The following is a 23,901-nucleotide window of genomic DNA, read 5'->3' on the forward strand; positions in this document are numbered from 1 at the left end:
TCGATGGCACACAGTGTGAGCGGTTTTCACGATACACCCTTTGCCCTGCATCAGGAAAGTACTCATAACGCTCTGTAAGATTACTGTTTCTCTGTAGCACTGTGCCACGCTTTAGCTCCCTGGACACTGTTGTGTGGTCACAGCCTATCTTCGCTCCAATCTGCCTAGTAGAGAGCCCTGATTCGTGGTAAGCAGCGATCATGCCTCTTTGATCCAATGTCAAGTGTTTGAATTCCCGTGGGATTGTGGTATGCTGTGAGTGTGCCATAGTCCAAACCTCCGTATTTTGATTGTTGGTCGTACATCAATCATACACGGTATTGGGCTGTGGCGCATTTTTATTTTGCAATGTTACCACTGGTGCATCTCATTTTACAATGAAGCTGAATTGTACCCGCTATGCTTCTTTAGGTGCAAGTATTTTTTCTTATCACAGCAACTACAGCGCTTTTGGTTTGTTCAACATTTATATTCAGCCGCCCTAATTCAACCTCCGCTTCCAACCAGGGGGGAACGTGGTGACAGGTGACGCGCAGTTCGTAAAATTCACCTTTTTGTATAAACGGCCGGAGAACCTGTTTTGATGTAATCCCATCATTGCTTTTCTGAATTTCAATCAGATCCAGGGAAAAACGGCCCTCCCCCATGGGTTGTGGAACCAGTGCCACATCTTCTGTAACCGCTTTTTCTTTGGCCTGTTCTTCCTCCCGTTCTAAAACCAGGTCTAAAAACTGTCTGGGTTGCCCGGTAAATTCCCAGATGGTGCAACCTGCTTTTTCCAGGGAGAAGTAAGGGATCCCTACAACCGATGCTGCCAGAAACAGTTTACAGTCACCAAGATATTCAACAATTTTATCCATCTTCTGACGAAGTTCCGGCATGCCTGAAGCTTTATTAAGATTAACGGTCATAGACTTAATGACCTGCCATTCACCCAGATGTTTGCGGAATACATAAAGGGTTCCGGGCTTATCCATACCTGTTGTTTTGCCGTCCACGTCGCAATAAACGGCAATTTCCTTACTCATTTTGCCACCTCCTTTACTCTGGGGACATAAGCCGCTCCACAGGATTCCCACCTTCAATATGCTCTTCAATGATTTCTTCCACATTATCGGGGGAAACGGAGAAGTACCAGATATTTTCCGGATAGACGATGACGATGGGCCCTTTCTCGCAGAAACCCAGGCAGCCTGTGTTGGTCACAAACACTTCTCCTCCCAGGCCGCGGTCATTAATCTCTTCCAGTAAGGTCTCCATAATAGCGAAGGCATCTTTACTGTGGCAAAAACCTTTTTGCTGCCCGTTAGGGCGGGAACTGGTACAGACAAAAATATGGTGTGTAGGCTTTATCATGAAGCATCCTCCATTCAGGCACTTTCTTTTTCGGCTAACTCTTTCATGGTAAACAATAAACCGTTATTTACTTTATCACAGTTTTCCACCGGGAGAATTCCCTGTTCCAGCAGGCGTTTTTGTGCATGATACCCAATTCGCAGGGTCAATACTGCATCACAGTCCGCCAGCGATTGAATAATTATTTCCCGCCGCTCCTCTTCTTCGCCGCACTCTTCAACGCCAAGACAATATTGCTCTACGCCGCGTTTTTCCAGTAGCGTAAACCCGTCAGGGCCGCACCGGTAAATGTGAAACTCAGTAGCATGACCGAAATGGAGATCTACCCGTTTTCCGTATTTGGACGCCACAGCAATCTTATACGTTTCACTCACGTCAGGCTTTTTTGGGTAAGGCTCGCTTCTGCTGAATTCAGCGGACCGGTCTTCATGGAGCAAGCCAATGGCATCGGCACGGCATTGCTGGCAGTGGCGCATTTGGGGTAGATCCGTTTCACAAAGTTGGCGCATTTTTTCCAGGTCTTTATTACTGGTCTGTTCATGGTGAGCGAAAACACTGCCTGGTGCCGGAATAAGCGGCATAATATTGGTGATGCTTGCCCCCAGTTCTTTCACCGTTTTAACCACGTCCTGAATATGATTATCGTTAACGCCCTTAATCATCACAATGTTCACCTTTACCAGCACGCCATGGGCAGAAAGGATTTTTATCCCTGTTAACTGATTGTTGATTAGCAGTTCCGCTCCTTCTTTTCCGGTAAGTGTTTCATCTTTGTAGCGCACATGTCTATAAATAAGCGCACCGATCTTTGGATCAATGCTGTTAACGGTGACGGTGACATGTTTAACGCCCAGCGCTAAAAGTTCCGGTGCCAGTTCAGGCAACAAGAGACCATTAGTGGAGAGACAGATAATTGTATCTTCATCCCGGGCTTTAATCAGTTCAATTGATTTTCTGGTTTTTTCCCAATCGGCCAGGGAGTCTCCGGGGCCGGCAATTCCCACCACAGACAGGTTGGGAATTTCTTTCTTTACCAAACTGAATTTATCCAGGGCCGCCTGAGGTGTGAGAATTTCACTGGTGACCCCGGGCCGGCTTTCATTGACACAATCAAAACGACGATTGCAGTAGTTGCAAGCCAAATTGCACCTGGGTGCCACCGGAATATGCATGCGGGCATATTTCTTGTGGCCTGCGAAGGAATAACAGGGATGTCTCTGGGTTTCTGCAGAAAGCTCCTTTTCCGCTGAACAGGCACTCTGACATTTCATGGGGTCCACCTCCCTTTTTATTTATGTGTTTTGCCGATAAAATGAATCATACATGCTCTGCCTGTAACGGCTCAGTTTCTGTTCCAACAACGTATTGGTGACCAAATCAAGCAGGTTCAGCGCTCCCGCATAACCCACTGTAAGTATTCGCTGCCCTCCTTTACGGTCATGAACGGGAAAGCCCACTCTGATCAGAGGTATGCTGCTTTTTTCCGTTAGCACTTTGCCGTCTGAATTTCCCAGAGCTATATTGGCTTCCTTTTCCAGGGCAAATTCCTGAATCGTGGAGAAGTCTGCTCCGGTAAGGATGGCCGTATCCGTATCAGCCGGTAGGTATAATTGCAAAAGCTCTTTAAGTTTATTGGCCTTACTGCCGGTTGCAACCACCACCGGTGTCGTTCCCATTTCATGGCAGGCTCTGGCCAGAACATAAACATTTTCCGGTTCACCAAATACGGCAGCCCGGCCCTGGTAGGTGATTTTATGCGCATCCACCATGGCATCCACCAGCCGCCCTCGTTCCTGTTGCAACTGTTGGGGAACGGGGACATCTGAGATTTCGCTTAGTAGCTGTAAAAACTGATCGGTACACTCAATTCCCACCGGAGTCGGCACGTTGTAAAGCGGCACACCGAATTTGTCCCGGAGATATGCTCCGGCTGTTAACCCCTCCTCCACCGTCACCCCAAATTGTATGGTGGCGCGGGCCCCCGGCATGGCGGCAATTTGATCCACCGGAGTTCCCCCCCCAGGGATTTTTTTAAACGGCCGGGAAAACGGTGCATCCAGCGTGTCGGAGAAATCAGGCAAAAGGGTGTAATCCAGGGCAAACAAATTCATGATGCGTTTAATCTCCCGAATATCCGCCGGGCTGATGTTAGGAATAATGAGGTTAATTTTCTTTGTTGGCGAAGTTTTTATAGCCAGTTTTTCCACAATTTTACGGGTTGTGTAAAAGAATCCGATAAAGTGGCTGTCGCCATAACCGGGAGTGGGCACCGGAACCAGAGGAAAACCGTCAAGATTCTTTTCAATAAGAAACTCGGAGGTAATACGGTCAATGTCTTCTCCGATGGTTTCAGCCAGGCAGGTGGTAAGTACTCCCACCATTTCCGGCCGGTAAAGACGCATCATATTTTCTATACCGGACTTCAGGTTCTCATCTCCGCCAAAAACCGTTCCTTTTTCATTCAGTGATGATGAAGCCACGTCCACCGGTTCATTAAAGTGCTCAGCGATATGGCGCCGCATATAGGTTGCACAGCCCTGGGCGCCGTGCAGCATCACCATGGCATTGGCCACTCCTTTAAAGGCCAGGATACCGCCCATGGGCATACACATTTTACATGGATTTTCACTGGTGTTTTTAGCCATGGTGAGGACCCTCCTTTGCATATTTCCACACCGGTGAACAAAGGGTTGATTCTACCTCACGGGCAAAATTTACGGCCCCTGTATAACCGGACAAGGGATGTTTCCGGTCGTGGTTGTGGTCAATAAAGGCGATTCCCAGCTTGTAGGCCAGCGGCCTCTCTTTTACTCCGCCCACCAACAGATGGGCTCCTTTTTCGGTCATAAACTTTTCCAGCTCAGAAGGATTGGCATCATCCAGGACAACGGTGCCCTCATTTACCAGTTCGCCGATGGTATCATACTCATCTTTTCGTCCTGTTTGGGTTCCAACCATCACCACATCAATGCCGATCTCCCTGAACTGTTTGATCAGTGAGATGGCCTTAAATCCACCGCCTACATAAATGGCGGCTTTTTTCCCGGCAAACAGCTGTTTTGCCGATTCTATAACATGGCCAACCTTTGCTTCTTCCCGGGCGATGAGCCGCTCTGTGTTTTTGTTAAACTCTTTGTTCTCAAAGAATGCGGCTATCTTGCGTAAGGATTCTGCGGTATCCTCCATGCCGAGAAACGAAACATTCATGTAAGGGATCTGGAACCGTTTCTCCATCTGTTCCGCCAGAATGGTCATGGAGCCGGCGCACTGAATGATATTTAATGAGGTAGCAGAAGCTTTTTGCAATGTTTCATAGGAAGAGTCGCCGGTGAAGACCACATTAATTTTAATGCCGATTTCCGCCAGGTAGTTTTTAATCATCCAGGCTTCCCCGGCCAGGTTGAAGTCTCCCAGGTAGTTTATGGTGTACTGTTGTTTTGGCAAAGGATTTGCTGTCTGAGGCAGGCTGAGCCGCAGTAAGACGTCACAGGCAGCCCGGTAACCGGCGGCTTTGTTGCCGATAAACCCACTGGACTGTACCGGGATAACTTCGATCCCGTGACGGGCGGCTGCTGCTTTACAGACCGCATCCAGATCATCGCCTATGACCCCCACAATACATGTGGAGTATACCAATACCAGTTTGGGATTGTGTTTGGCCACCAGTTCGTCAATGGCGGAAGCCAGCTTCTTTTCTCCACCAAAAATAATATCCTCCTCCTGCAGGTCGGTGGAAAAGCTGTTGCGATACAGACTCGAGCCGCTGGTCAGGCTGCCACGGATATCCCAGGTGTAGCTGGCACAGCCGATGGGACCGTGCACTAAATGGACGGCATCGGTAACGGGATTTAAGACAACCCTTGCCCCGCAATAGACACAGGCCCGCTGGCTTACACAGCCGGAAACACTATGGGTATCGCATTTTAGTTGCTTCTTCTGACCGCCTTTTACGGAGATGGAATCCCGGCGTTCTTTAATCTCGTCTTGCTGGGGCCTGAAATCTTCTTTCATACAATCCATCTCCTTTCCCGGTGGTAAGAAGCTGCAGGCCGGGGATCCGGCCCGCCACACTTCTACATTACCAATTCAAAATCTTCATCTTCTGCATCCCGGTCCTGTCTTTCCAGAAGCGTATTGGAAATCATCTCTATCAGGCGCAGGGCACCTTTATATCCCACGATGGGGAGGTATGAATGGACGCTGCGGTCTAAAATGGGAAACCCTACCCGCATCAGGGGAATGTCTTCCGCCCGGGCAATATACTTTCCGTAGGTGTTGCCGATCAAGAGATCAACGGGCTCATTTTTTAACCACTGGTGAAGTAAGAACAAGTCGCCCGCCGCCTTAACATTGCCTTCAACACCGGCGGCCAACAGCATGGCTTTAACCTGGCGCTCAAAAGATTTACCCGGTGTACCTGTCAAAACATGGACCGGTACCATGCCCAGGCTCATAACAAATTCCGTCAGTGCGATAACAATGTCCGGATCACCGAAGATGGCCACTTTTTTCCCGTGGAAGTGGAAATGGGTATCGGTGATGATGTCCACCAGTTGCCCCCGTTCCTCTTCAAGTTCGTAGGGGATTTCTTTAGCAAAAGTACTGCGCAGCGCCATGAGAAATTCATCGGTGGCCTTGATCCCGATAGGGGTTTTAAGAATTTTGGCCGGCACCTTGCACTTTCTGTCCAATAGGACCGCCGCATCGTTGGAAGCAAATTCTCCCAAGGCCAGGGTTATTTTGGAGTTTCCGGTGTCACGCAGCTGCTCTACCGTAGTGCCTCCTTTGGGGAACATGGAAAACTCACCGGTCATGGGACTGTCCACTACCCCGGAGGTATCCGGAAACATTATGAAGGGAACCTCCATCAGGTTCATAATCCGCTTCATTTCCCGCATGTCCCCCGGGTTCACAAAGCCGGGGATCACATTGGCCTGTTCTTTCTTGCTGTCATCTGTGGCTTCCGCCAGATATCCCACCATGGCTTTGGTCATGTTGGAAAAACCGGTAATATGAGAACCTACATAACTGGGTGTGTTGGCATGAATCACCGTTTTGCCGTCCGGAACCTCGGCGTCGGCAATAAAGCTTGGGATATCGTCACCGATGGTCTCGGTAAGACAGGTGGTATGAATGGCCATCACATCCGGGTTGTAAATGGAAAAAACATTGCGCACCGACGCTTTGACATTGGCGCCGCCGCCGAAAACCGAAGCCCCTTCGGTAAATGAACTGGTTGAGGCCATCACAGGATCGCGAAAATGCCGGGTCAGGTGCATACGGTGATAAGAACAACAACCCTGAGAGCCATGGCTGTGGGGCAGACAATTATGAATTCCCAGAGCGGCATACATGGCCCCGATGGGTTGGCAGGTCTTGGCCGGGTTGATGACGCCGCCTTTGCGTTCCTGAATTTCTTTTGGTGTGTGATTTAACATGTATGCTCCCCCTCCTCCACCGTTCCAGACAAAAGCGGCTCATTCTGCCACGGTGGATTGATAAAGTTCCAGGTTGGTGTTGTAAACCCGTCGGCCACGTCTTTAGCAAAACGGATGGCTCCGTTGAAGCCGGCGTAGGGGCCGCTGTAGTCATACGAATGCAGCTGCTTGGAGGGAATTCCCATTTTCTGCACCACGTATTTATCCTTGATGCCCGAAGCAAAGATGTCGGGCTTTAAGATACGAATAAACTCTTCTGTTTCAAAATGGTTTAAATCGTCGACCACAATATGACCGTCTTTCATATCGGGAATCATCCCCGGGTAATTGCTCAAGGGGATTTTATCCTTTAGTTCCTCCATCCGTTCCGGCGGTATTTTCAGACGAAAACGCCGTTCATCCTTTTCCACCTTGATTTCCGGAATGTTGCGGTTATCGGCATCCATCTTAATATCAGGGATGACCTCCCGCCCCTCATAGTCATCCCGATGGGCAAATTCGTAGCCGGCCAGAATTGTTTCAATTCCCAGCTCCTTAAACAGCTTCTGGTAATGATGGCCCCGGGAGCCACCCACAAAACAAAAGGCGGTCTTGTCGTTACAGATCTTTTTATACTGCTCCATCACCGGTTCAACTCTGGCCAGCTCTCTGGCAATGACCTCCTCGGTTTTTTGCGTTAGTGCCGGGTCGTCGAAGTAGAGCGCCATGTCACGCAGGGATTCAACGGTGGACTCAATGCCGATAAAGTTCACCTTTAGCCAGGGGGTGCCATACTTTTTCTCCAGCATCTCTGCAATATAATTAATGGAACGGTGGCACTGGACCAGGTTGAGTTCGGCGGTATGAGCCTCCCTTAATTCCTCATAAGAGCTGTTTCCGGTCATTACCGAAACCAGGGTGTAACCGATCTCTTCCAGGATACGCTCAATTTCCCAGCTGTCACCGCCGATGTTGTATTCCCCCAACATGTTGATGGCATACTTCCCCGGCGCCTCTTCACTGTCGCTGTCACCGATCACATGCTCCATTAGGCCGTTATTGGCTATATGGTGGCCTGCCGATTGGCTCACGCCCCGGTATCCTTCACAGCTAAAAGAGAGAACCGGGATATGGTGCTTTTGTTGTGCCGCTTTGGAGACCGCATTGATATCATCGCCAATCAGGCCCACCGGACATGTGGCTGAGACCGAAATCGCATTGGGTTTTAAGGTTTCCACCACTTCATCGATGAGCTGAGCCAGCTTTTTCTCCCCGCCAAAGACAATATCGCTTTCCTGCATGTCGGTGGTGACACAATACTCGATGAAGTTTTTACCACCTTCATCCGTTCTTGCTTTGTTTCTGCGTGTCAGCCAGGAATAATAGCCGCACCCCACCGGGCCATGCACGATATGAACCATATCTTTCAGCGGTCCCAGAACCACTCCTTTGCAGCCGGCGAAAGCACAACCGCGGTTGGTAATAATGCCGGGAATCGTTCGGGTGTTGGCTTCGATTTCCTGCTTTTGTTGACTTGTATCCCGCACCAGAATGTGCTTTTTGCGGTTACGCTTCACTTTGGCCGGGTACTCATACATTAACGCATCCAGGTCCTGCTCGCGAAAAGCCATGTTACCGCCTCCTTTTTCTAGATTGCTTCTTCGCCACGATCCCCGGTGCGGACCCGGGCAGCATCCGCAACAGGGAGGACAAAGATTTTTCCATCGCCGCTATGCCCTTCCTTATTTACCTCAATGATGGTCTGTACCGCTTTCTGCACATCTTCATCCGGCACCACCAGCAATAGCAGGCGTTTAGGAATTAAGCGGCCTCCTTTGAGCATACTTTCCAAAAGCATTTCACGTTCTTCATGCTTATCCTCAACGTCAGGAATTTTATCCAAATCCCGCAGGGAATGGCCCCGTCCCATGACCTTCATGGCCGTCAGGCCGTTAAAGCCTTTTTCAATTAACGCTTTTTTGGTCTGTGTAACCTTATTCATGCGGATAACCGCCCAAACTTCTTTCATAAGAATCCTCCTTACAAACCAGGTTGACCGGTACTGATGGTGTAAACCTCTTCCACCGGCGTTACAAAGATTTTACCATCACCAAATGTCCCTGCTTCTCCGGTTTTACCATGCTTAATTATGGTGCTGATAATATCGTCTTTGTCCTCGTCACGGATCACCATTACCAGTAGCTCCTTGGGAATTTCATCGTAAACCACATCTCCCACTTTCACACCGCGCTGCTTACCGCGGCCCACCACATCCAGTTTGGTCACAGCAGGAAAACCTGCATCATTTAACTCTTTCATAATTTCATTGGTTTTTTCCGGACGCACTATGGCTTTAATCATTAACATATACTTGCCTCCTTATAAATCCAGAATTCCGTGTTCCATCAACAACTCTTCCAGCCGGTCTGTGGTCATAGGTTTGGGAACCACAAACATATCATTGCCGTCGATATTTTGGGCCAGCTGCCTGTACTCATCTGCCTGCGGTTGCTCCGGGTCATAATCGATAACGGTCTTTCTGTTGATTTCCGCCCTCTGTACCATGTTGTCCCGGGGAACAAAGTGAATCAGCTGAGATCCCATTTCCTTAGCAAATGCTGTAAGCAGCTCCAGTTCATTATCCACTTTACGGCTGTTGCAGATGATACCGCCCAGACGGACACCACCGGAGTTGGCAAACTTCTGAATTCCTTTGGCAATGTTATTGGCAGCATACATGGCCATCATTTCCCCGGAAGCCACAATGTAGATCTCCTGAGCTTTGCCTTCACGAATCGGCATGGCAAAACCACCGCAAACAACATCACCCAAAACATCATAAAATACGTAATCAAGGTCATCGGTGTAAGCACCCAGAGATTCCAGCAGGCTGATGGAAGTGATGATGCCACGGCCGGCACATCCGACTCCGGGCTCCGGTCCACCCGATTCAACGCAGCTACAATCTCCATACCCGTCCAGAAGAATATCCTCCAGTTCCACATCCTCACCTTCATCCCGCAACGTATCCAAAACCGTCTTCTGCGAGAGACCGTGCAGAAGGAGCCTGGTGGAATCCGCTTTGGGATCGCAGCCCACCACCATGACCTTCTTGCCCGCTTCAGCCAAGGCAGCCACCGTGTTCTGGGTGGTGGTGGATTTACCAATACCACCTTTTCCGTAAATCGCAATTTGTCTCATTGTTTTCACTCCTCCTGTTTGTTTCCGGCTGTATAAATTAAAAGCCGCCTATTTGTGTGTTCACAAAATAGGCGGCTTTGCCGGCATGTATAAATATAAAAGCCCTCCGGTAAATTCGGAAGGCTCCCATGCCATAAAACATCATTGTAAAATATAAAGGCTCTCCGCTGGAGAGCTTCTTTGCCATAACACGTCTGCGTGTTCAATTAATAGAAGCATAGCAGAAAAAGCTGCGGGTGTCAACCCATCACAATCTATTATTTAGTAAATCAATTTGTCCGTCGCACAAACTTTTCTTTGTCCAGTTTTGGATCCGCACTGGCTTTGCGCACATTTAAGGCCATCACAGGTTTGGTGATGGGCCAGCTGACCGGGGAGGTAATGGCTGCGGTGGGACAGACCGCCTCACAGGTCAGGCACAACAGGCAATTATGCCCCCACAATGGTTTTCCCTTCTTGTTTTCGGTAATGTTGCCGGTGGGGCATTTATTTTGGCAGCGATTGCAGCTAATACATTTTTTATCGGCGTGAAACATCTGGCTGTAGAGATGGCGAACCAACCACCGGTTGGTAAAGAGTTTCTCCAGGCGGTAAATCAGCCCCAGCTTACCTGGTTGGGTTTGCACCGTCTCTCCTTTGGCCATGCGGCGGCCGTATTCCTGGGCTTGCTCCAGGTCTGTCTCGTTGGGACGGCCAGGGGAAAACAAAACTCCCTGCTGCAGGTAGCCAAGAAAAAAATCAGCTCCGAAAAAGCACATTCCGCTGGGCTCTTTTGCTCCCCTGCTCTGTAAAATGTCCTGTAGCTCCCTTCCCGCATCACCGGGGTAGGTGCCGTGCAGCAAAAAGTAGAATGTTTTTTTGCCGTTTAAGCCGGAAAGGTTTTGCAGATAATCCGAAATATTAAAGGGCAGACGGTAATAATAAACGGGAGTGCCGATTCCTATCAGGTCAAACCGGGAGACATCGGTTGGAGGATTTTTAGTGATGTCAAATAATTCAACCCGGTATCCTCCTTCTCTCAAGCCCTCGGCGATGGCTTGGGCCACATTTAAGGTGGAGCCGGATTGCGAAAAATAGAGCAGTGCACAGTTCATTGTATCAACTCCCGTACGATATGCTTCTTTTTCAATTCTCCGGGCCGAAAAGAAATCCTTCACAATCGTTTTAGTTTGCTGAAAAAAAAAGTAACCGCGGGTTTTCCCGCAGTTACGTGGTTGACGGAGATAATTTTTCAGACACCGGATCTACATGAACGATAACGTGGGATACCTCCGGGAACTCCCGCATGATGGTGGTTTTCACCTCTTTGGCCACGTTGTGGCCTTCACTGACACGCATGCTGCTGTCGACGCCGATGTGAATTTCCATCTGTACTTCAGAACCATGGCAGCGTGCCCGCAGAGAGTGGATATCTTTCACGCCGTGAATTACCTCTACAGTTTTTCTGATTTCTTTGGTTGTATTTTCATCGGGGGCCTTATCTATCAAATCACCCAGTCCACTGCGGCAAAAGCCGATACCCAGGCGAAGGATTAGCACACTGATACCTAAAGCTACCAAACCATCCAGGATTGGATAACCAAGCCTTGCTCCCCCTACTCCAACCAAAACAGCGCTAAGTACCATCATGTCGGCGCGATGATGCCAGGCATCGGCATACAGTAGCTGGCTTTTTACTTTATTGGCCGCATTTATTGTGTACCGATACATACCCTCTTTAATGACAATGCAGGCAATTGTCACATACAGTGCGGCTACTCCCGGCACAGCCAAATCGCCTTCCCGCAGGTTACCAATGGCATCGGTAATTAATTCATAGGAGATTAAGATCAGCAAAACGCCAACCAAACAGGTACAGATGGATTCTATTTTTTTATGACCGAAATGGTGGCACTGATCAGGCGCTTTGCCGGATAAACGGAAACTGATAAAAACGGCAAAGCTGGCGATTACATCCCCGGCGGAGTGGACAGCTTCGGCAATTAGCGCCGCACTTCCCGCCATAATCCCCACAGACAATTTCATGAAGACAAGCAGCACATTACCCAGCATGGTACGGAATACTACCCGTTGCGCCAGTGATGTGGACATTTACTCTTCACTCCCTCCCTTTCATAATACCCATAGTATTGAAAGGGCCCTAAAAGGTGCAGGATGATAGTCATTTTCACTCATAGAGCCGGGGATGGCCGAATAAAGATAAAAAAAACACAGGGAGTGAGTGCATGCTTTTAAAAGCGTTTCTGACCACCTTTGCGCTGGTATTTCTGGCGGAGTTGGGCGATAAAACACAGTTGACCACGATGCTTTTGGTTTCCCAGGGTCAGCCCATGAAGATGGTTTTTCTGGGAGCGGCATCCGCTCTGGTCCTCTCTTCATTGATTGGCGTATTGGCGGGAGCCTGGTTGGGAAAAATGGTTCCGCCCAATGTGATCCAAACCGGCGCCGGAGTTGCGTTTATCGGCATCGGCATCCTGCTTCTGTTGGGTAAGTTTTAACACAGTAAATGCAAAGTTAAAATGGAGTCGTCCAACCGGACGATCTCCATTTTGTTTTATACCTTTCTACTGAAGCAATCCTTCTTCTCTGAGAAATTCTTCTGCCACACCCTGGGCGCTTCTTCCCGTTTCGTCAACGGCGAAGTTTAATTGTGCCATGGTTTCGTCATCCAGAAGCCCCGATAACATCTCCAGAACTTCACGGATTTCCGGAAATCTCACCAGAACATCCTGCCGGACCACCGGTGCAGCAAAATATGGAGGGAAAAATTGGCGGTCATCTTCCAGCACAAACAGATCCAACGCCGGAATACGGCCGTCGGTGGAAAAGGCATCAATACAATCCACGTCTCCCTGAGCCACTGCGGTGTACGTTAACCCCGGGTCCAGGCCGCGGGTGGAAGCAAACTCCAACCCCGGGTACACCTCCTGCAATCCCTGCAATCCATCGGGGCGCTCCAGAAACTCATGGGTGGCTCCGAAATCCATATTTTCCGAATGGGGGATCAGGTCGGAGAAAGTTTCCAGATTAAGTTCTTCGGCCATTTCCCTGCGAACCGTAAGGGTATAGGTATTATTAAACCCAAAAGGCTGAAGCCATTCCATTTGGAACCGTTCCTCATATTCTTCTGAAACAATCTGATACACTCTTTCCGGATCACTAATTGGTTCCTGGTCCAGGATAGCCATTAAACCGGTCCCGGTATACTCGGCATACATGTCAATGTCGCCGCGCAGCATGGCCTGGTGGTTAACTTCGGTGCCGCCCATATTCATGCTTCTTTCCACAGTCAGGTCGGTATGCTCTTCAATCAGTGAGGCCATCATATGCCCCAGCAATATATTCTCCGTAAAGTTTTTGCTGCCGATGGTAATGTCGGTCTGTTCACCAAACATCCCCCAGATGCCCTGCAGCGCAACGCCAAGGGCTAAAATTGCCGCCAGTGCTAATCCGGCGATTTTTATGGGTGTGGCACCGGCTTTGGCCTGTCCCGGATTATCGCGTAAGCCAAGGGGTGTAACATGGTGCTCCAGCGTTCCCAGAGCCCGTTCCACCAAGATTGCCAAAAGTGCTGCAGGAATGGCGCCAAGGAGAATTAAAGAGTCTATGGACATTGCCAAGCCGCGGAAAATAAACTCACCCAGGCCGCCGGCTCCAATCAGGGTGGCAAGGGTAGCAGCACCCACAATTAGCACCACCGCTGTACGGATACCGGCCATTATTACCGGTAAAGCAAGCGGTAATTCCACCATCACCAAGACCTGCCTGTCCGTCATGCCCATGCCCCGGCCGGCCTCTTTTAAGGCCGGGTTTACCCCTTTGATACCGGTATATGTATTGCGCAGAATAGGCAATAGTGAATATAGAAACAGGGCAATAATGGCCGGCCAAAAACCGATACCTATAAAGGGGACCATCAACGCCACCAGAGCCAGGCTGGGTATAGTCTGAAACACACCGGCAACACCAATTACAGGGTTAGCCAGCTTTTCCGATCGGGTCAGATAAATGCCTATGGGAACGGCGATGGCCACAGCCAGGAACATGGCTACAAAAGAGAGTTGTAAATGCTCTACAATCCGCAGTAAAACATCGCTTCGTCGGGCAATTAGCATTTCAAAAAATCCCATGGTTATCTCCCCTCGCCTAAAATATCTCTGTCAGGACATTGGTAATGCTTGTCCTGGTAATTAACCCTTTGAGTTTGCCGTCCACGGTGGTAACCGGCATATATCCCACGTTTTTCTCACGCATCAGGGACAGGATATCGCTTACAGATTGGTTTTCGCTGGCGGCCACCACATCTTTAGACATAATTTCTGCAATTTGGCCGCCATGATTAATATTTTCATGCACATCCTTTGCGGTAAGTATGCCAATCAGCAAGTCTTTATTGTCCACTACCATCAAGCTGTCCACCCGGCGCTTTCTCATTATGCGCAGAGCTTCGGTCACACCGCGTTTGGGATTTACCGTAACCGGGTCACTGATCATAATTTCTTCTAAAGAAACGGTATCCGGGGTGCGCAGCATCCTTTCCCGCCCGATAAATTCTTCCACAAAATCATTGGCCGGTTCGCGCAGAATTTTTTCCGAACTGTCAAACTGCACTACCCGGCCGGCTTTCATTATACAGATGCGGTCTCCCAGTTTCAGTGCTTCATCCATGTCATGGGTCACAAAAACGATGGTTTTCTTCACCGCATCCTGCAGGCGCAGCAGTTCGTTTTGTAATTGCTCCCGGGTAATGGGATCCAAAGCGCCAAAAGGTTCATCCATGAGAATAATGGGCGGTTCGGCAGCTAAAGCACGAATCACACCGATTCTCTGCTGCTGGCCTCCGGAAAGCTGATTGGGGAAGCGATTTTTATACTCTTTTGGGTTCAGGCCAACCAAATCCAGCAGTTCATCGACTCTGCCCGCATATTTTTCCTCCGGCCATTTTTTCAGCCGGGGAACTAGAGCAATGTTTTCCCCCACGGTCATATGGGGAAAAAGCCCAATTTGCTGGATAACGTAGCCGATGTTTCTGCGCAGCTCAATGGGATTGATTTTATCCGTATCTTCTCCGTCGATATAAATCTTACCGGAGGAAATGGGAATCAGTCGGTTAATCATTTTCATGGTTGTGGTTTTGCCGCTGCCGCTAGGCCCGATGAGGACGGCAAACTCTCCGGATTCAACCGTAAGGTTTACATTATCCACAGCTACGGTGCCGTCGGCGAACTTTTTGGTAATCTTTTCAAAACGGATCATCTTTTACCCCACTTTCCCCCAGATATTATTATCTCTGCATAGCCTTTCCCATCTTGGATGAAAAATTGCAAAAAAAAAACCACTGCATATATACAGTGGCCCTTTTGGGTCAAGAATTGATACCGAAAACTCCGCCGGCGGCGCCGGCCAGAAAAGCTAAGACGGTTTTTGTTATGTACCCTGCATGGAGGCCAAAATCCGGCAGTAAAATCAGGCCGAAAATGACCAACCCGGCCAGGTAGATCAGGCCGGTAACGCCTCCGTTTAGCCACCCCTTGGTATCCAGGCGCTTGGAAACATAAGTGGCGCCGATAAAGATTGATATCAGGGATGTGGCATACGCGGTATAGGGTAAGACAGCTTCAGTCAGCGTGGTATATTGGATTAAAACACTAAACAGCAGAAAAACCACAAGTGAAAGAAAGTAGGCGTAAAGAACTCCTTTGGCCAAAACCATACCGGTTGCAGGTGGCTTCATCTGTGCCGCTGCGGCACTTCTTCTGGGCACTGGGCTTCACCTCCACTATTTCTTTAGTGGAATGTATGTGCCCCAAGCTTTGATTATGCCAAATAATACTAACCTTGGTCTTTCTGTACGATGCTTTCCACTCCAAAGCGGGCCAGGCGCAGGCGTACGTTATCTGCCACACGCAAAGTAACCACATCATCGTTGATTTTTTCAATGGTGCCGTAAAATCCGCCGATGGTGCGTACATCATCCCCTACTTTCAGAGACTCCAGCAGTTCTTTTCTCTTTTTCTGCTGCTGCTGTTGCGGACGAATGAGCAGAAAATAGAAAAGGACCAGCAGGATAATAAAAGGTGCAAAGTTAATCAGTTCTGCAGGCATATACTAATCCTCCTTTTTGCGCCCGAAACGGGCTGTAAATTCTTGATACACATCGGGAAAGGTACCGTTTAGGATACTTTCCCGCAGCTTGGCCATAAAGTGTGCCAAAACATACAAATTGTGATAGGTGGTCAGGCGGAAACCGAAAATCTCATTGGTTTTTATCAGATGCCGGATGTAGGCTCTGGTGTAATTGCGACAGGCATAACACTCACAGCCCTCTTCCAGCGGCCTGAAGTCCTTTGCATACGGAGCGTTGCGCACCGTCAGGTACCCGTCCCTGGTCATAACCGTGCCGTTGCGGGCAATGCGGGTGGGCAGCACACAGTCGAACATGTCGATACCGCGAGACACACCTTCAATTAAGTAATCGGCAGTACCAACCCCCATCAGATAGCGGGGCTTGTTTTGCGGTAACAGAGGCACTGTGGCTTCCAGCATTTCATACATTAAATGAGCCGGCTCACCTACGCTCAGGCCTCCCACCGCATATCCGGGAAAGTCCATGGGTACCAGCTGACGAGCACTTTCCTGCCGTAAATCGGCATACATGCCTCCCTGGACAATGCCAAAAAGCGCCTGATCCTGTCGGGTATGGGCTTTTTTGCAGCGCTCTGCCCAACGGGTAGTGCGCTCCAGGGAATTTTTTATATACTCGCGGTCGGCCGGGTATGGAGCACACTCATCAAAAGCCATGATGATGTCAGAGCCCAGTGCTTCCTGAATCTCCATTACTTTTTCCGGGCTCAAAAAATGTTCCGAGCCGTCGATATGGGAGCGGAAGGTTACCCCTTCTTCTTTGATTTTACGCAAATCCCCCAGGCTAAAGACCTGAAAACCACCGCTGTCGGTAAGAATGGCCCGGTCCCAGTTCATAAATTTGTGCAGCCCGCCTGCTTCCCGGATTAATTCGTGACCCGGGCGCAGGTATAAGTGATAAGTGTTGCTGAGAATAATGCCGGCGCCAATTTCTTTTAACTCTTCCGGGCTCATGGTTTTAACGGTGGCCTGGGTACCCACCGGCATAAAAACCGGTGTGGGTACATCGCCGTGTGGGGTGTGCAGAATTCCAGCACGGGCCCCGGTGGTGGGACATTCTTTGATTAGTGTATAGGTAACAGCCATTTACATCTCTCCATGGGATAGTTTACCTGCGTTTTTCTCTCTTGTCAATCGATGATTAGCATGGCATCGCCAAAACTAAAAAAACGGTAGCGCTCTTGTACCGCTTCCCGGTAAGCGTTTAAAACGTTATCACGGCCGGCGAAGGCGGAAATCATCATAATTAGGGTAGATTTAGGCAGGTGAAAGTTGGTTAATAGTGCGTTTACTGTTTTAAAGCGGTAGCCGGGGTAAATAAAGATGTCGGTCCAGCCTGAACCGGCGTTAATGGTGCCGTCGTCCTGGGCTACAGTCTCCAGCACACGGCAGGAAGTGGTCCCCACAGCAACGATTCGTCCCCCTGCCCGGCGGCAGCTGTTTAAGATTTGGGCCGACTCTGGGGAGATATTGTAGTACTCACTGTGCATGTGGTGCTCCCGGATGTCTTCGGTCTTAACCGGCCGAAACGTTCCCAACCCCACATGTAGCGTAAGATATACGACGTTAATGCCCCGATCCTGTGCTTCTGCCAGCAGCCTTGGTGTAAAATGCAGGCCGGCGGTGGGGGCTGCGGCAGAACCCTCATTTTTGGCATAAACGGTCTGATAACGCTGTCGGTCCGCCAGTTTTTCCGTAATATAAGGGGGAAGCGGCATCTCTCCCAGGCGGTCCAGCACTTCCTCAAAGATTCCGTCGTAGCGAAACTCCACCAACCGTGTACCGTCTGCCAGCTCCTCTTTAATGACGGCGGTAAGTTCTCCGTTACCAAACTCCACCTCAGCTCCCGGGCGCAGACGCCGTCCGGGCTTTACCAGAGCTTCCCAGCAAGCCTTGTCTTTGCGGGTAAGCAGCAGGACTTCCGCCATTGCTCCGCCGCCTTTTTTACGTCCGGTAAGCCGGGCGGGAAGTACTTTGGTATCGTTTAATACCAAGGTGTCGCCGGCTTGCAAATGCGAAAGAATATCTGAGAAGTTGCCGTGCTCAACAGCTCCGCTTTTGCGGTGCAATATTAAAAGGCGTGATGCTTCACGGTCGGTTAAGGGGACCTGAGCAATAAGTTCTTCAGGTAGTTCGTAGTCAAATTCTGATAGGTGCAAATAACCACCGCCAAAAAAGTATTCTGATTTCTAATCTTTTCAGATAGGGGAAAATTATACCTATGACTATGCTCTATTCTACTCTTTAGACTTAAATCCTGCTTAAATGACAAAGATGCAGTATCAACAAGAAAAGCGCGCTTATTCGGTTCCCTCAGCGCGCGCTTTTCAGTGCTGCTTACATTAGCAGCTTCGCTATCTGCGAAGCGTTATAATTCTAGCAGTACAAAAAAAAGGCAGTAGTACTGCCTTTTTTAAAAGTCTCTTTTATCACGGCCATATGCATTACCCGGTGGGGTGTCGTTGTCTTTGTCTTTGTCTTCCGTTTCATTTATCTGTTGACCCGGCGGGATGTCAGAGCTTCTCCCTCTGCTCGGCAGGTCATCCTCTCTGCCTTCCAAGCCCGGAGGTGTCTCCTTGGGCCCACGGCCCTGCCCCGGGTGTTCTTCAGGATCTCTTTCAGCTTGGCCCGGCGGAATATTTTTCTTCCGGTTTATCTCGCGTAGAATTTTTCCGGGATGGGCTTCTGCGTCCAGCAATGCCCGGCCGATTCCTTTTTCCTGCAGGTCCGCCGCTTCCAGGTTCAATTTATTGGCTTCCGCTTCCAACAAAACCGCATACTTTCCTACCGATAAGCCTCTTGCCCTGGCTTCTTCCCGGACCTGATGATTAGCCGTCACCACCGCCATTTCTACCGGCGAAGCTGACTGGCTAACATATTTTTCTGTGGCTTGTTCCAACTCTGCCTGCAACTGGGTCAAATCCGGTTCTGTATCGCTTGCGGCAGAGGCGGCCAAGACAATGCCGGGAGAATCAGTGGTGAAATAAGCCTGAGTTTCTACAGCTGCAAACAAAACGCCCAGACCGTCTTCCAGTGACAGTCCTTTCAGCTTAATGCCGGCGAGCAAGTCGGCGGCGGCACTGTTGGCTGCCTCCACAGTAACCACTTCCAGTTTGGGAGAAATACCAAGCTCCAGGCTGGGATTAATGTCTACAGAAACATAAGCCATTACTTCCGGTGTCTGAGTAAAAGGAATCAGTGCCGAGAAGAGCAGCAGGACAAGTACCGCAGCTGCTGCATACCAGAGACGTAATGACCGGGTGTATGAATACTCCTGGCCTACTTGCACACGGCCATGCCTGGGTACAGTGCAAAAACGCCCGTCCGGGGTCAGGACTGTAACCTTATTTTTCTTAACTTCCATTACAATGCCGCGGGTTGTCATCCTTATTCATCCCCCTTCAGATACTCTCTCATATGGGGCAGATCTTCCACGTAGACCAATAAAAGAGCCACAATATATTTTCTCTGCCGCTCCAGTGTTTTCCGGCTCACCGGCAGTTCTTTTTCCATGGATTTTAGCGGCAGTGCGTTTTTTTTCTTGAAGTAATCAAACCATTGTTCATTCTCCGCCACCGCTTTGGCTGCTGCCATGGCACTCTGTCTGGCATCGCGATGTTTGGGAGAGATGCGCACCAACTCATCCAGTGTGATGCCATACCGGCTTAGCAGCCGGCTAAAATGAATAATTTCTGCTTGCCGTTCAGACTGCAGCTGTTGTTCGGCAAAAGCTCTTTCTGCCGCTTCGGTTTCGGCGGCAGGCAGTGATTCTGACTGCTCTTGTTCGTTAACAATCCCGGAAAAAGGGACTTCCCGGCGACGTGTATTTTTGCGGCAATAATCTGCCAAACGCCTTTCTATCACCAGGCGGGCAAAGGACAAAAATCCTTTTCCCTGGCCGGAGCGGTAACTGTCTATGGCTTCATTAAAAGCCAGCAGGGCAACAGAGAATTCCTCATCTGTTCCCGCCAGTATGTAGCGTCGGCAATAGCGGGAAGCAACCCGCATCACGTAGGGTCGGTAGGACTCCAACAAATAGTCCCGGCATTGAGAGTCTCCCTGCTGTGCCAGTAGCGCATATTCATCTGGCCTGGAGTTTTCGGTATTTTTTCTAAAAGGCACTAGCACAGGTTTCCCCCCTCATTAAGATTATTCGCAGCTACCTGGATTTTTTTGACCGTCAGAGGAAAAATCTGTTTAAAAACCAAAAAATCGCCGACAGAACGACGCTGAGAACGATTCCGGTCATCAAAGGAAAATAAAAAGTGAAATTTTCTCGCTGGATGATTATATCTCCGGGCAAACGGCCCAGATTGAATCGTCCGCCAAAAGTTATTGCCAGGCCAACCAGTATTAAAACAGCACCCAATACGATAAACAGACGGCCAAAACCATCCATCTTATTTATCCTCCTTGTAATAGCGGTCTTTTTCACTGAAAATGCAGCCACAGTAAGGTTGGCGGTACAACCCCATCTCTTTGGACATTTGAGCGCTTTGACGAAAGCCGGGCCGCAAATCTTCATACACAAAAGTGACACCATGTCGTTTTGCAGCTTCTTCCCCTTCCAACCGCAGCAATTCATGGTTTTGGTAGGGGCTGATGGCCAGAGTGGTGGAAAACCGCGGGATGCCTAGTTTTGCCGCAGCACGGGCCACCTCTTCCAGGCGAAGCCGGTAACACAGTCGGCAGCGGTTATCCAGATCGGGCATCACCGTCTGTAAATGTTTCTCCAGCTCATATTCTTTGCATACCTGCAGGGGAATATCCTCTGTACGGCAGAAGTCAGTGAGCGCCTCCAGGCGCCTCTGAAACTCCTTGTACGGGTGAATGTTGGGATTGTAAAACATACCGTGAATCTGATACCCCAGCTCTCGAAACCGTTTTACACTATATGTACTGCAGGGTCCGCAGCACATATGCAAAAGCAGATTCATTTTCTCACCTACCACAGTGTGTTTTGCCTGCCTGAATCACCAAAGGGCAGACCAAGGTGTTCACACGCCAGACGGGTTACACACCGTCCGCGCGGTGTTCGCTGTAAGAAGCCTATCTGCATCAGGTACGGCTCATAAACATCTTCAATGGTTTCGGTTTCTTCAGAAATGGCCGCCGCCAAAGTGTCCAGACCCACCGGGCCGCCGCTGAACTTTTCCACCATGGTACGCAATAAATGACGGTCCACCTCATCCAGACCCAGCGCATCCACCTCCAGCATGTCCATGGCCAAGCGAGCCACATCGCCGGTAATGGTGTTATCCGCCTTGATTTGGGCAAAATCCCGCACCCGTTTTAGTAAACGGTTTGCTACCCGCGGGGTGCCCCGGGAGCTTTTGGCAATGGCCAAAGCACCTTCTTCGTCGATTTCCACTTGTAGGATACCGGCGGCCCGCCGGACAATTTCCTGCAATTCCCCGTCACGGTAGAACTCCAGGCGGGAGACCACACCAAACCGGTCCCGCAGCGGCGAAGACAGGGCACCGGCCCGGGTGGTGGCGCCAATCATGGTAAAAGGGGGTAAATCAAGACGCAGGGAACGGGCGCTGGGCCCCTTACCAATAATTATATCCAGCGCAAAGTCTTCCATGGCCGGGTACAGCACTTCCTCCACCGTTCTGTGCAGTCGGTGGATCTCGTCGATAAAGAGCACATCATAGGGCGCCAGATTGGTCAAAATTGCCGCCAGATCTCCGGGCCGCTCGATGGCCGGTCCGGAAGTGGAGCGCAAATTAACGCCCAGCTCCCCGGCAATAATGGATGCCAGGGTGGTTTTTCCCAGGCCCGGTGGGCCATAAAGCAGTACATGATCCAAGGAGTCACCGCGCTGGCGGGCGGCATCGATAAACACCCTGAGATTAGTTTTTAGTTTTTCCTGGCCGATATATTCCCCCAGGGTGCGCGGTCTAAGCGACGAATCCTGCCAGTCGTCGTCTGTTCGTGACCGCGAAGAGATTATTCTCTCCTCATCCATTACTGCTCCCTCACTTCAGGCCCAGATGGGCCAATGCTTTTTTAATTAATTCTTCTGTACTTAGCCGGTCCGCATCCTCGATGGTTTGCAGGGCCGCCTGTGCTTCACTGCCGTTATAGCCCAAAGCCACCAGGGCTTCCAGGGCATCGTGGTACGCGCTGGTGGTACCGCCGGCTTGTGGCGTTGCACTTACTGTTTGTGGTGTGCCCAAAGCAGCTACCTTCTCTTTTAACTCCACAATCAGGCGCTTGGCGGACTTGGGGCCCACCCCGGGCACACGGGTCAGCGCTTTGACATTTTCATGCATCACCGCCAAATGAAATTCGGCGGCAGAAAGCGATGACAATATACCAAGGGCTGCTTTGGGGCCAATTCCGGACACGGAAATCAAAAGTTTGAATAAGCTCAAATCATCGGCGGTTAGAAAGCCGTATAAGTGCAAATCATCTTCCCGTACCGCCAGGTATGTAAAAAGTTTGACCTCTTCATCCAGGGAATGCAGGCCTGACAAAACAGTGGAAGGAACCGAGATCTGCCAGCCGATTCCCTGGTTGTCCAAAACCACCGTGTCTTTGCCCTTTTGTACCAAGGTGCCGCGAATATAATTAAACATAAGTTCCCCTCCGGGTCAGGGCATTGAGGGTGGTGCCGGAGTGGGCATGACACAGCGCCACCGCCAGGGCATCCGCCGCATCATCAGGCCGTGGAATTTTGGTGAGATTCAAAAGCACCTTTACCATCTGCTGTACCTGTTTCTTCTCGGCGCGGCCAAAACCCACCACCGATTGCTTCACCTGCAGCGGAGTATACTCAAAGATATCAAGGCCGGCGTGCATGCCGGTCAAAATAGCCACGCCCCGGGCTTCGCCCACCTGCATGGCGCTATTGATATTTTTGTTAAAAAACAGCTTTTCCACCGCCATCACCTGCGGTTCAAACCTGCTTACCACAGCACTTAATTCCCGGTAAATACACTGCAGCCGCTGCGGCCCGGGCAAATCCTTATCCGTAATAACACATCCATATTCAATGGCCACGCTGCGGTGGCCGTCACTTTCCACAATACCATAACCGGTGGTGGCAATCCCCGGGTCAATGCCGATAATCCGCACTGCTCTCTCCCCTTTTGTGGACGGAGGGACAGGTTTAATTGTCCACAAATCCATCCAATTCATTGGCAATACAAACATATATTCGCTATCAGGGAAGAAATATCCTTCCTTAGGATAAAATTAACGGGTCGGAGGACATCAGCTGCTCAACAATGGCGTACATATTGGTGATACTGCCCACGCGAAGGTTATCCTTTAACTCAAAGAAATCCAGGCACAGCCCACAGGACAGCACTTCCACACCCAGTTCGGTTAATTTTGCCAGGCTGTCCAAAACCGGGGAACCGTCACAGGCCAGGCGTACACCTCCGTTAACCAGATATACTGTTTCCGGCAGTTTTTCGCTTTCGGCCAGAGCATATAAAAACGACTTCATCAGTAAGGCCCCCAGCTCCTCGCTGCCGCTGCCAAAGGTGTCCTTGGTTAAAAGCAGTGTTTTGGACGGAGCATTTGTTTTGGCTACACTTGTTATCTCACTTTTTAAAAGTGAGACTGTATACACACCATCATCCTGGCGGGCCATTGCCTCCAGGTCCATACTGCCGGCCAGTTTCAGTAAGTTGTTTTTCGCTGTTTCATTATCCACCAGTACCGTCAGCGTACCCGCAGAGATGTCTGCCAGCTTCTTTTTTGTTTCCACCACCGGCTGCGGGCAGGTCAGCCCCCGGCAATCCAGTGTCTCTTTCTTCATTCCCCTCAT

Annotated in this window: 28 protein-coding genes; 1 reads left to right on the top strand and 27 read right to left on the bottom strand. The window is 50.0% G+C overall.

Annotated elements, in window-relative coordinates:
* The 13 genes from DEALDRAFT_RS14505 to DEALDRAFT_RS14565 all read right to left on the bottom strand — a co-directional run.
* A partial coding sequence (locus tag DEALDRAFT_RS14505; protein WP_008518832.1) for a helix-turn-helix domain-containing protein occupies positions 1-268 on the bottom strand: 268 nt, incomplete at its 3' end.
* A 139-nt stretch (positions 269-407) separates the two neighbouring features.
* Positions 408-1,028: a Fe-only nitrogenase accessory AnfO family protein gene (locus DEALDRAFT_RS14510; RefSeq protein WP_008518834.1), complete on the bottom strand. Its 621-nt coding sequence runs from the start codon at positions 1,026-1,028 to the stop codon at positions 408-410.
* Positions 1,029-1,041: 13 nt separating this feature from the next.
* Positions 1,042-1,356 carry a 2Fe-2S ferredoxin gene (locus DEALDRAFT_RS14515; RefSeq protein ID WP_008518836.1) on the bottom strand — a complete coding sequence of 105 codons (315 nt, stop codon included), beginning with the start codon at positions 1,354-1,356 and terminating at the stop codon, positions 1,042-1,044.
* A gap of 14 nt (positions 1,357-1,370) precedes the next feature.
* The gene (nifB, locus tag DEALDRAFT_RS17155; protein WP_008518837.1) at positions 1,371-2,627 is read right to left on the bottom strand and encodes a nitrogenase cofactor biosynthesis protein NifB; all 1,257 of its coding nucleotides are present in this window, start codon (positions 2,625-2,627) and stop codon (positions 1,371-1,373) included.
* A 21-nt stretch (positions 2,628-2,648) separates the two neighbouring features.
* Positions 2,649-4,001, bottom strand: a complete 1,353-nt coding sequence (locus DEALDRAFT_RS17160; protein ID WP_008518839.1) for a nitrogenase component 1 — start codon at positions 3,999-4,001, stop codon at positions 2,649-2,651.
* Positions 3,994-5,367 carry a nitrogenase iron-molybdenum cofactor biosynthesis protein NifE gene (nifE, locus tag DEALDRAFT_RS14530; protein WP_008518840.1) on the bottom strand — a complete coding sequence of 458 codons (1,374 nt, stop codon included), beginning with the start codon at positions 5,365-5,367 and terminating at the stop codon, positions 3,994-3,996. Before nifE ends, DEALDRAFT_RS17160 begins: the two co-directional genes overlap by 8 nt.
* A 62-nt stretch (positions 5,368-5,429) precedes the next feature.
* Positions 5,430-6,794: a nitrogenase molybdenum-iron protein subunit beta gene (gene nifK / locus DEALDRAFT_RS14535; protein ID WP_008518843.1), complete on the bottom strand. Its 1,365-nt coding sequence runs from the start codon at positions 6,792-6,794 to the stop codon at positions 5,430-5,432.
* Positions 6,788-8,404 carry a nitrogenase molybdenum-iron protein alpha chain gene (gene nifD, locus DEALDRAFT_RS14540; protein ID WP_008518845.1) on the bottom strand — a complete coding sequence of 539 codons (1,617 nt, stop codon included), beginning with the start codon at positions 8,402-8,404 and terminating at the stop codon, positions 6,788-6,790. Before nifD ends, nifK begins: the two co-directional genes overlap by 7 nt.
* A gap of 17 nt (positions 8,405-8,421) precedes the next feature.
* On the bottom strand, positions 8,422-8,802 hold the full coding sequence (locus tag DEALDRAFT_RS14545; protein WP_008518847.1) for a P-II family nitrogen regulator: 381 nt from the start codon (positions 8,800-8,802) through the stop codon (positions 8,422-8,424).
* Positions 8,803-8,813: 11 nt separating this feature from the next.
* Positions 8,814-9,140, bottom strand: coding sequence for a P-II family nitrogen regulator (locus DEALDRAFT_RS14550; RefSeq protein WP_008518848.1), 327 nt, complete (start codon positions 9,138-9,140; stop codon positions 8,814-8,816).
* 12 nt (positions 9,141-9,152) lie between these two features.
* A complete protein-coding gene (nifH, locus tag DEALDRAFT_RS14555) occupies positions 9,153-9,974 on the bottom strand; it encodes a nitrogenase iron protein (RefSeq protein ID WP_008518850.1) in 822 nt (273 codons plus the stop codon).
* 269 nt (positions 9,975-10,243) lie between these two features.
* A complete protein-coding gene (locus tag DEALDRAFT_RS14560) occupies positions 10,244-11,068 on the bottom strand; it encodes an EFR1 family ferrodoxin (RefSeq protein WP_008518853.1) in 825 nt (274 codons plus the stop codon).
* Positions 11,069-11,180: 112 nt separating this feature from the next.
* Entirely contained in the window at positions 11,181-12,065 is an 885-nt protein-coding gene (locus DEALDRAFT_RS14565) for a cation diffusion facilitator family transporter (RefSeq protein WP_008518856.1), read from the bottom strand.
* A 134-nt stretch (positions 12,066-12,199) separates the two neighbouring features.
* On the opposite strand from DEALDRAFT_RS14565, the gene DEALDRAFT_RS14570 reads away from it, so the two are divergent.
* Entirely contained in the window at positions 12,200-12,472 is a 273-nt protein-coding gene (locus DEALDRAFT_RS14570; protein WP_008518857.1) for a TMEM165/GDT1 family protein, read from the top strand.
* A 66-nt stretch (positions 12,473-12,538) separates the two neighbouring features.
* Here the strand turns inward: DEALDRAFT_RS14570 and DEALDRAFT_RS17460 are convergent, their stop codons facing one another.
* The 14 genes from DEALDRAFT_RS17460 to yedF form a co-directional block, all read right to left on the bottom strand.
* Positions 12,539-14,104: a glycine betaine ABC transporter substrate-binding protein gene (locus tag DEALDRAFT_RS17460; protein ID WP_008518858.1), complete on the bottom strand. Its 1,566-nt coding sequence runs from the start codon at positions 14,102-14,104 to the stop codon at positions 12,539-12,541.
* A gap of 16 nt (positions 14,105-14,120) precedes the next feature.
* Entirely contained in the window at positions 14,121-15,230 is a 1,110-nt protein-coding gene (locus DEALDRAFT_RS14580; protein ID WP_008518861.1) for an ABC transporter ATP-binding protein, read from the bottom strand.
* A 109-nt stretch (positions 15,231-15,339) separates the two neighbouring features.
* On the bottom strand, positions 15,340-15,738 hold the full coding sequence (locus tag DEALDRAFT_RS14585; protein WP_008518862.1) for a TIGR04086 family membrane protein: 399 nt from the start codon (positions 15,736-15,738) through the stop codon (positions 15,340-15,342).
* 68 nt (positions 15,739-15,806) lie between these two features.
* Complete coding sequence (yajC, locus tag DEALDRAFT_RS14590; protein WP_008518864.1) at positions 15,807-16,079, bottom strand: preprotein translocase subunit YajC; 273 nt, start codon at positions 16,077-16,079, stop codon at positions 15,807-15,809.
* Positions 16,080-16,082: 3 nt separating this feature from the next.
* Complete coding sequence (gene tgt / locus DEALDRAFT_RS14595; RefSeq protein WP_008518866.1) at positions 16,083-17,204, bottom strand: tRNA guanosine(34) transglycosylase Tgt; 1,122 nt, start codon at positions 17,202-17,204, stop codon at positions 16,083-16,085.
* Between the two features lie 44 nt (positions 17,205-17,248).
* Complete coding sequence (gene queA, locus DEALDRAFT_RS14600) at positions 17,249-18,277, bottom strand: tRNA preQ1(34) S-adenosylmethionine ribosyltransferase-isomerase QueA (protein ID WP_008518869.1); 1,029 nt, start codon at positions 18,275-18,277, stop codon at positions 17,249-17,251.
* Between the two features lie 254 nt (positions 18,278-18,531).
* Entirely contained in the window at positions 18,532-19,503 is a 972-nt protein-coding gene (locus tag DEALDRAFT_RS14605; protein WP_008518870.1) for an anti-sigma factor domain-containing protein, read from the bottom strand.
* Positions 19,504-19,505: 2 nt separating this feature from the next.
* Positions 19,506-20,246: an RNA polymerase sigma-I factor gene (gene sigI / locus DEALDRAFT_RS14610; protein ID WP_008518872.1), complete on the bottom strand. Its 741-nt coding sequence runs from the start codon at positions 20,244-20,246 to the stop codon at positions 19,506-19,508.
* Positions 20,247-20,298: 52 nt separating this feature from the next.
* Positions 20,299-20,517 carry a DUF2905 domain-containing protein gene (locus tag DEALDRAFT_RS14615; RefSeq protein ID WP_008518873.1) on the bottom strand — a complete coding sequence of 73 codons (219 nt, stop codon included), beginning with the start codon at positions 20,515-20,517 and terminating at the stop codon, positions 20,299-20,301.
* 1 nt (position 20,518) lies between these two features.
* Positions 20,519-21,055, bottom strand: coding sequence for an epoxyqueuosine reductase QueH (locus DEALDRAFT_RS14620; protein WP_008518875.1), 537 nt, complete (start codon positions 21,053-21,055; stop codon positions 20,519-20,521).
* An 8-nt stretch (positions 21,056-21,063) separates the two neighbouring features.
* Positions 21,064-22,089, bottom strand: a complete 1,026-nt coding sequence (ruvB, locus tag DEALDRAFT_RS14625) for a Holliday junction branch migration DNA helicase RuvB (protein ID WP_008518877.1) — start codon at positions 22,087-22,089, stop codon at positions 21,064-21,066.
* A 10-nt stretch (positions 22,090-22,099) separates the two neighbouring features.
* Complete coding sequence (ruvA, locus tag DEALDRAFT_RS14630; RefSeq protein WP_008518879.1) at positions 22,100-22,702, bottom strand: Holliday junction branch migration protein RuvA; 603 nt, start codon at positions 22,700-22,702, stop codon at positions 22,100-22,102.
* Positions 22,695-23,201 (bottom strand): crossover junction endodeoxyribonuclease RuvC, encoded by a 507-nt coding sequence (gene ruvC, locus DEALDRAFT_RS14635; protein WP_008518881.1) that lies wholly within the window; start codon positions 23,199-23,201, stop codon positions 22,695-22,697. Before ruvC ends, ruvA begins: the two co-directional genes overlap by 8 nt.
* A gap of 109 nt (positions 23,202-23,310) precedes the next feature.
* Positions 23,311-23,892 carry a sulfurtransferase-like selenium metabolism protein YedF gene (gene yedF, locus DEALDRAFT_RS14640; protein ID WP_008518882.1) on the bottom strand — a complete coding sequence of 194 codons (582 nt, stop codon included), beginning with the start codon at positions 23,890-23,892 and terminating at the stop codon, positions 23,311-23,313.
* Positions 23,893-23,901 lie beyond the last annotated feature (9 nt).

It is taken from the genome of Dethiobacter alkaliphilus AHT 1 (assembly GCF_000174415.1).
Lineage (GTDB): Bacteria > Bacillota > Dethiobacteria > Dethiobacterales > Dethiobacteraceae > Dethiobacter > Dethiobacter alkaliphilus.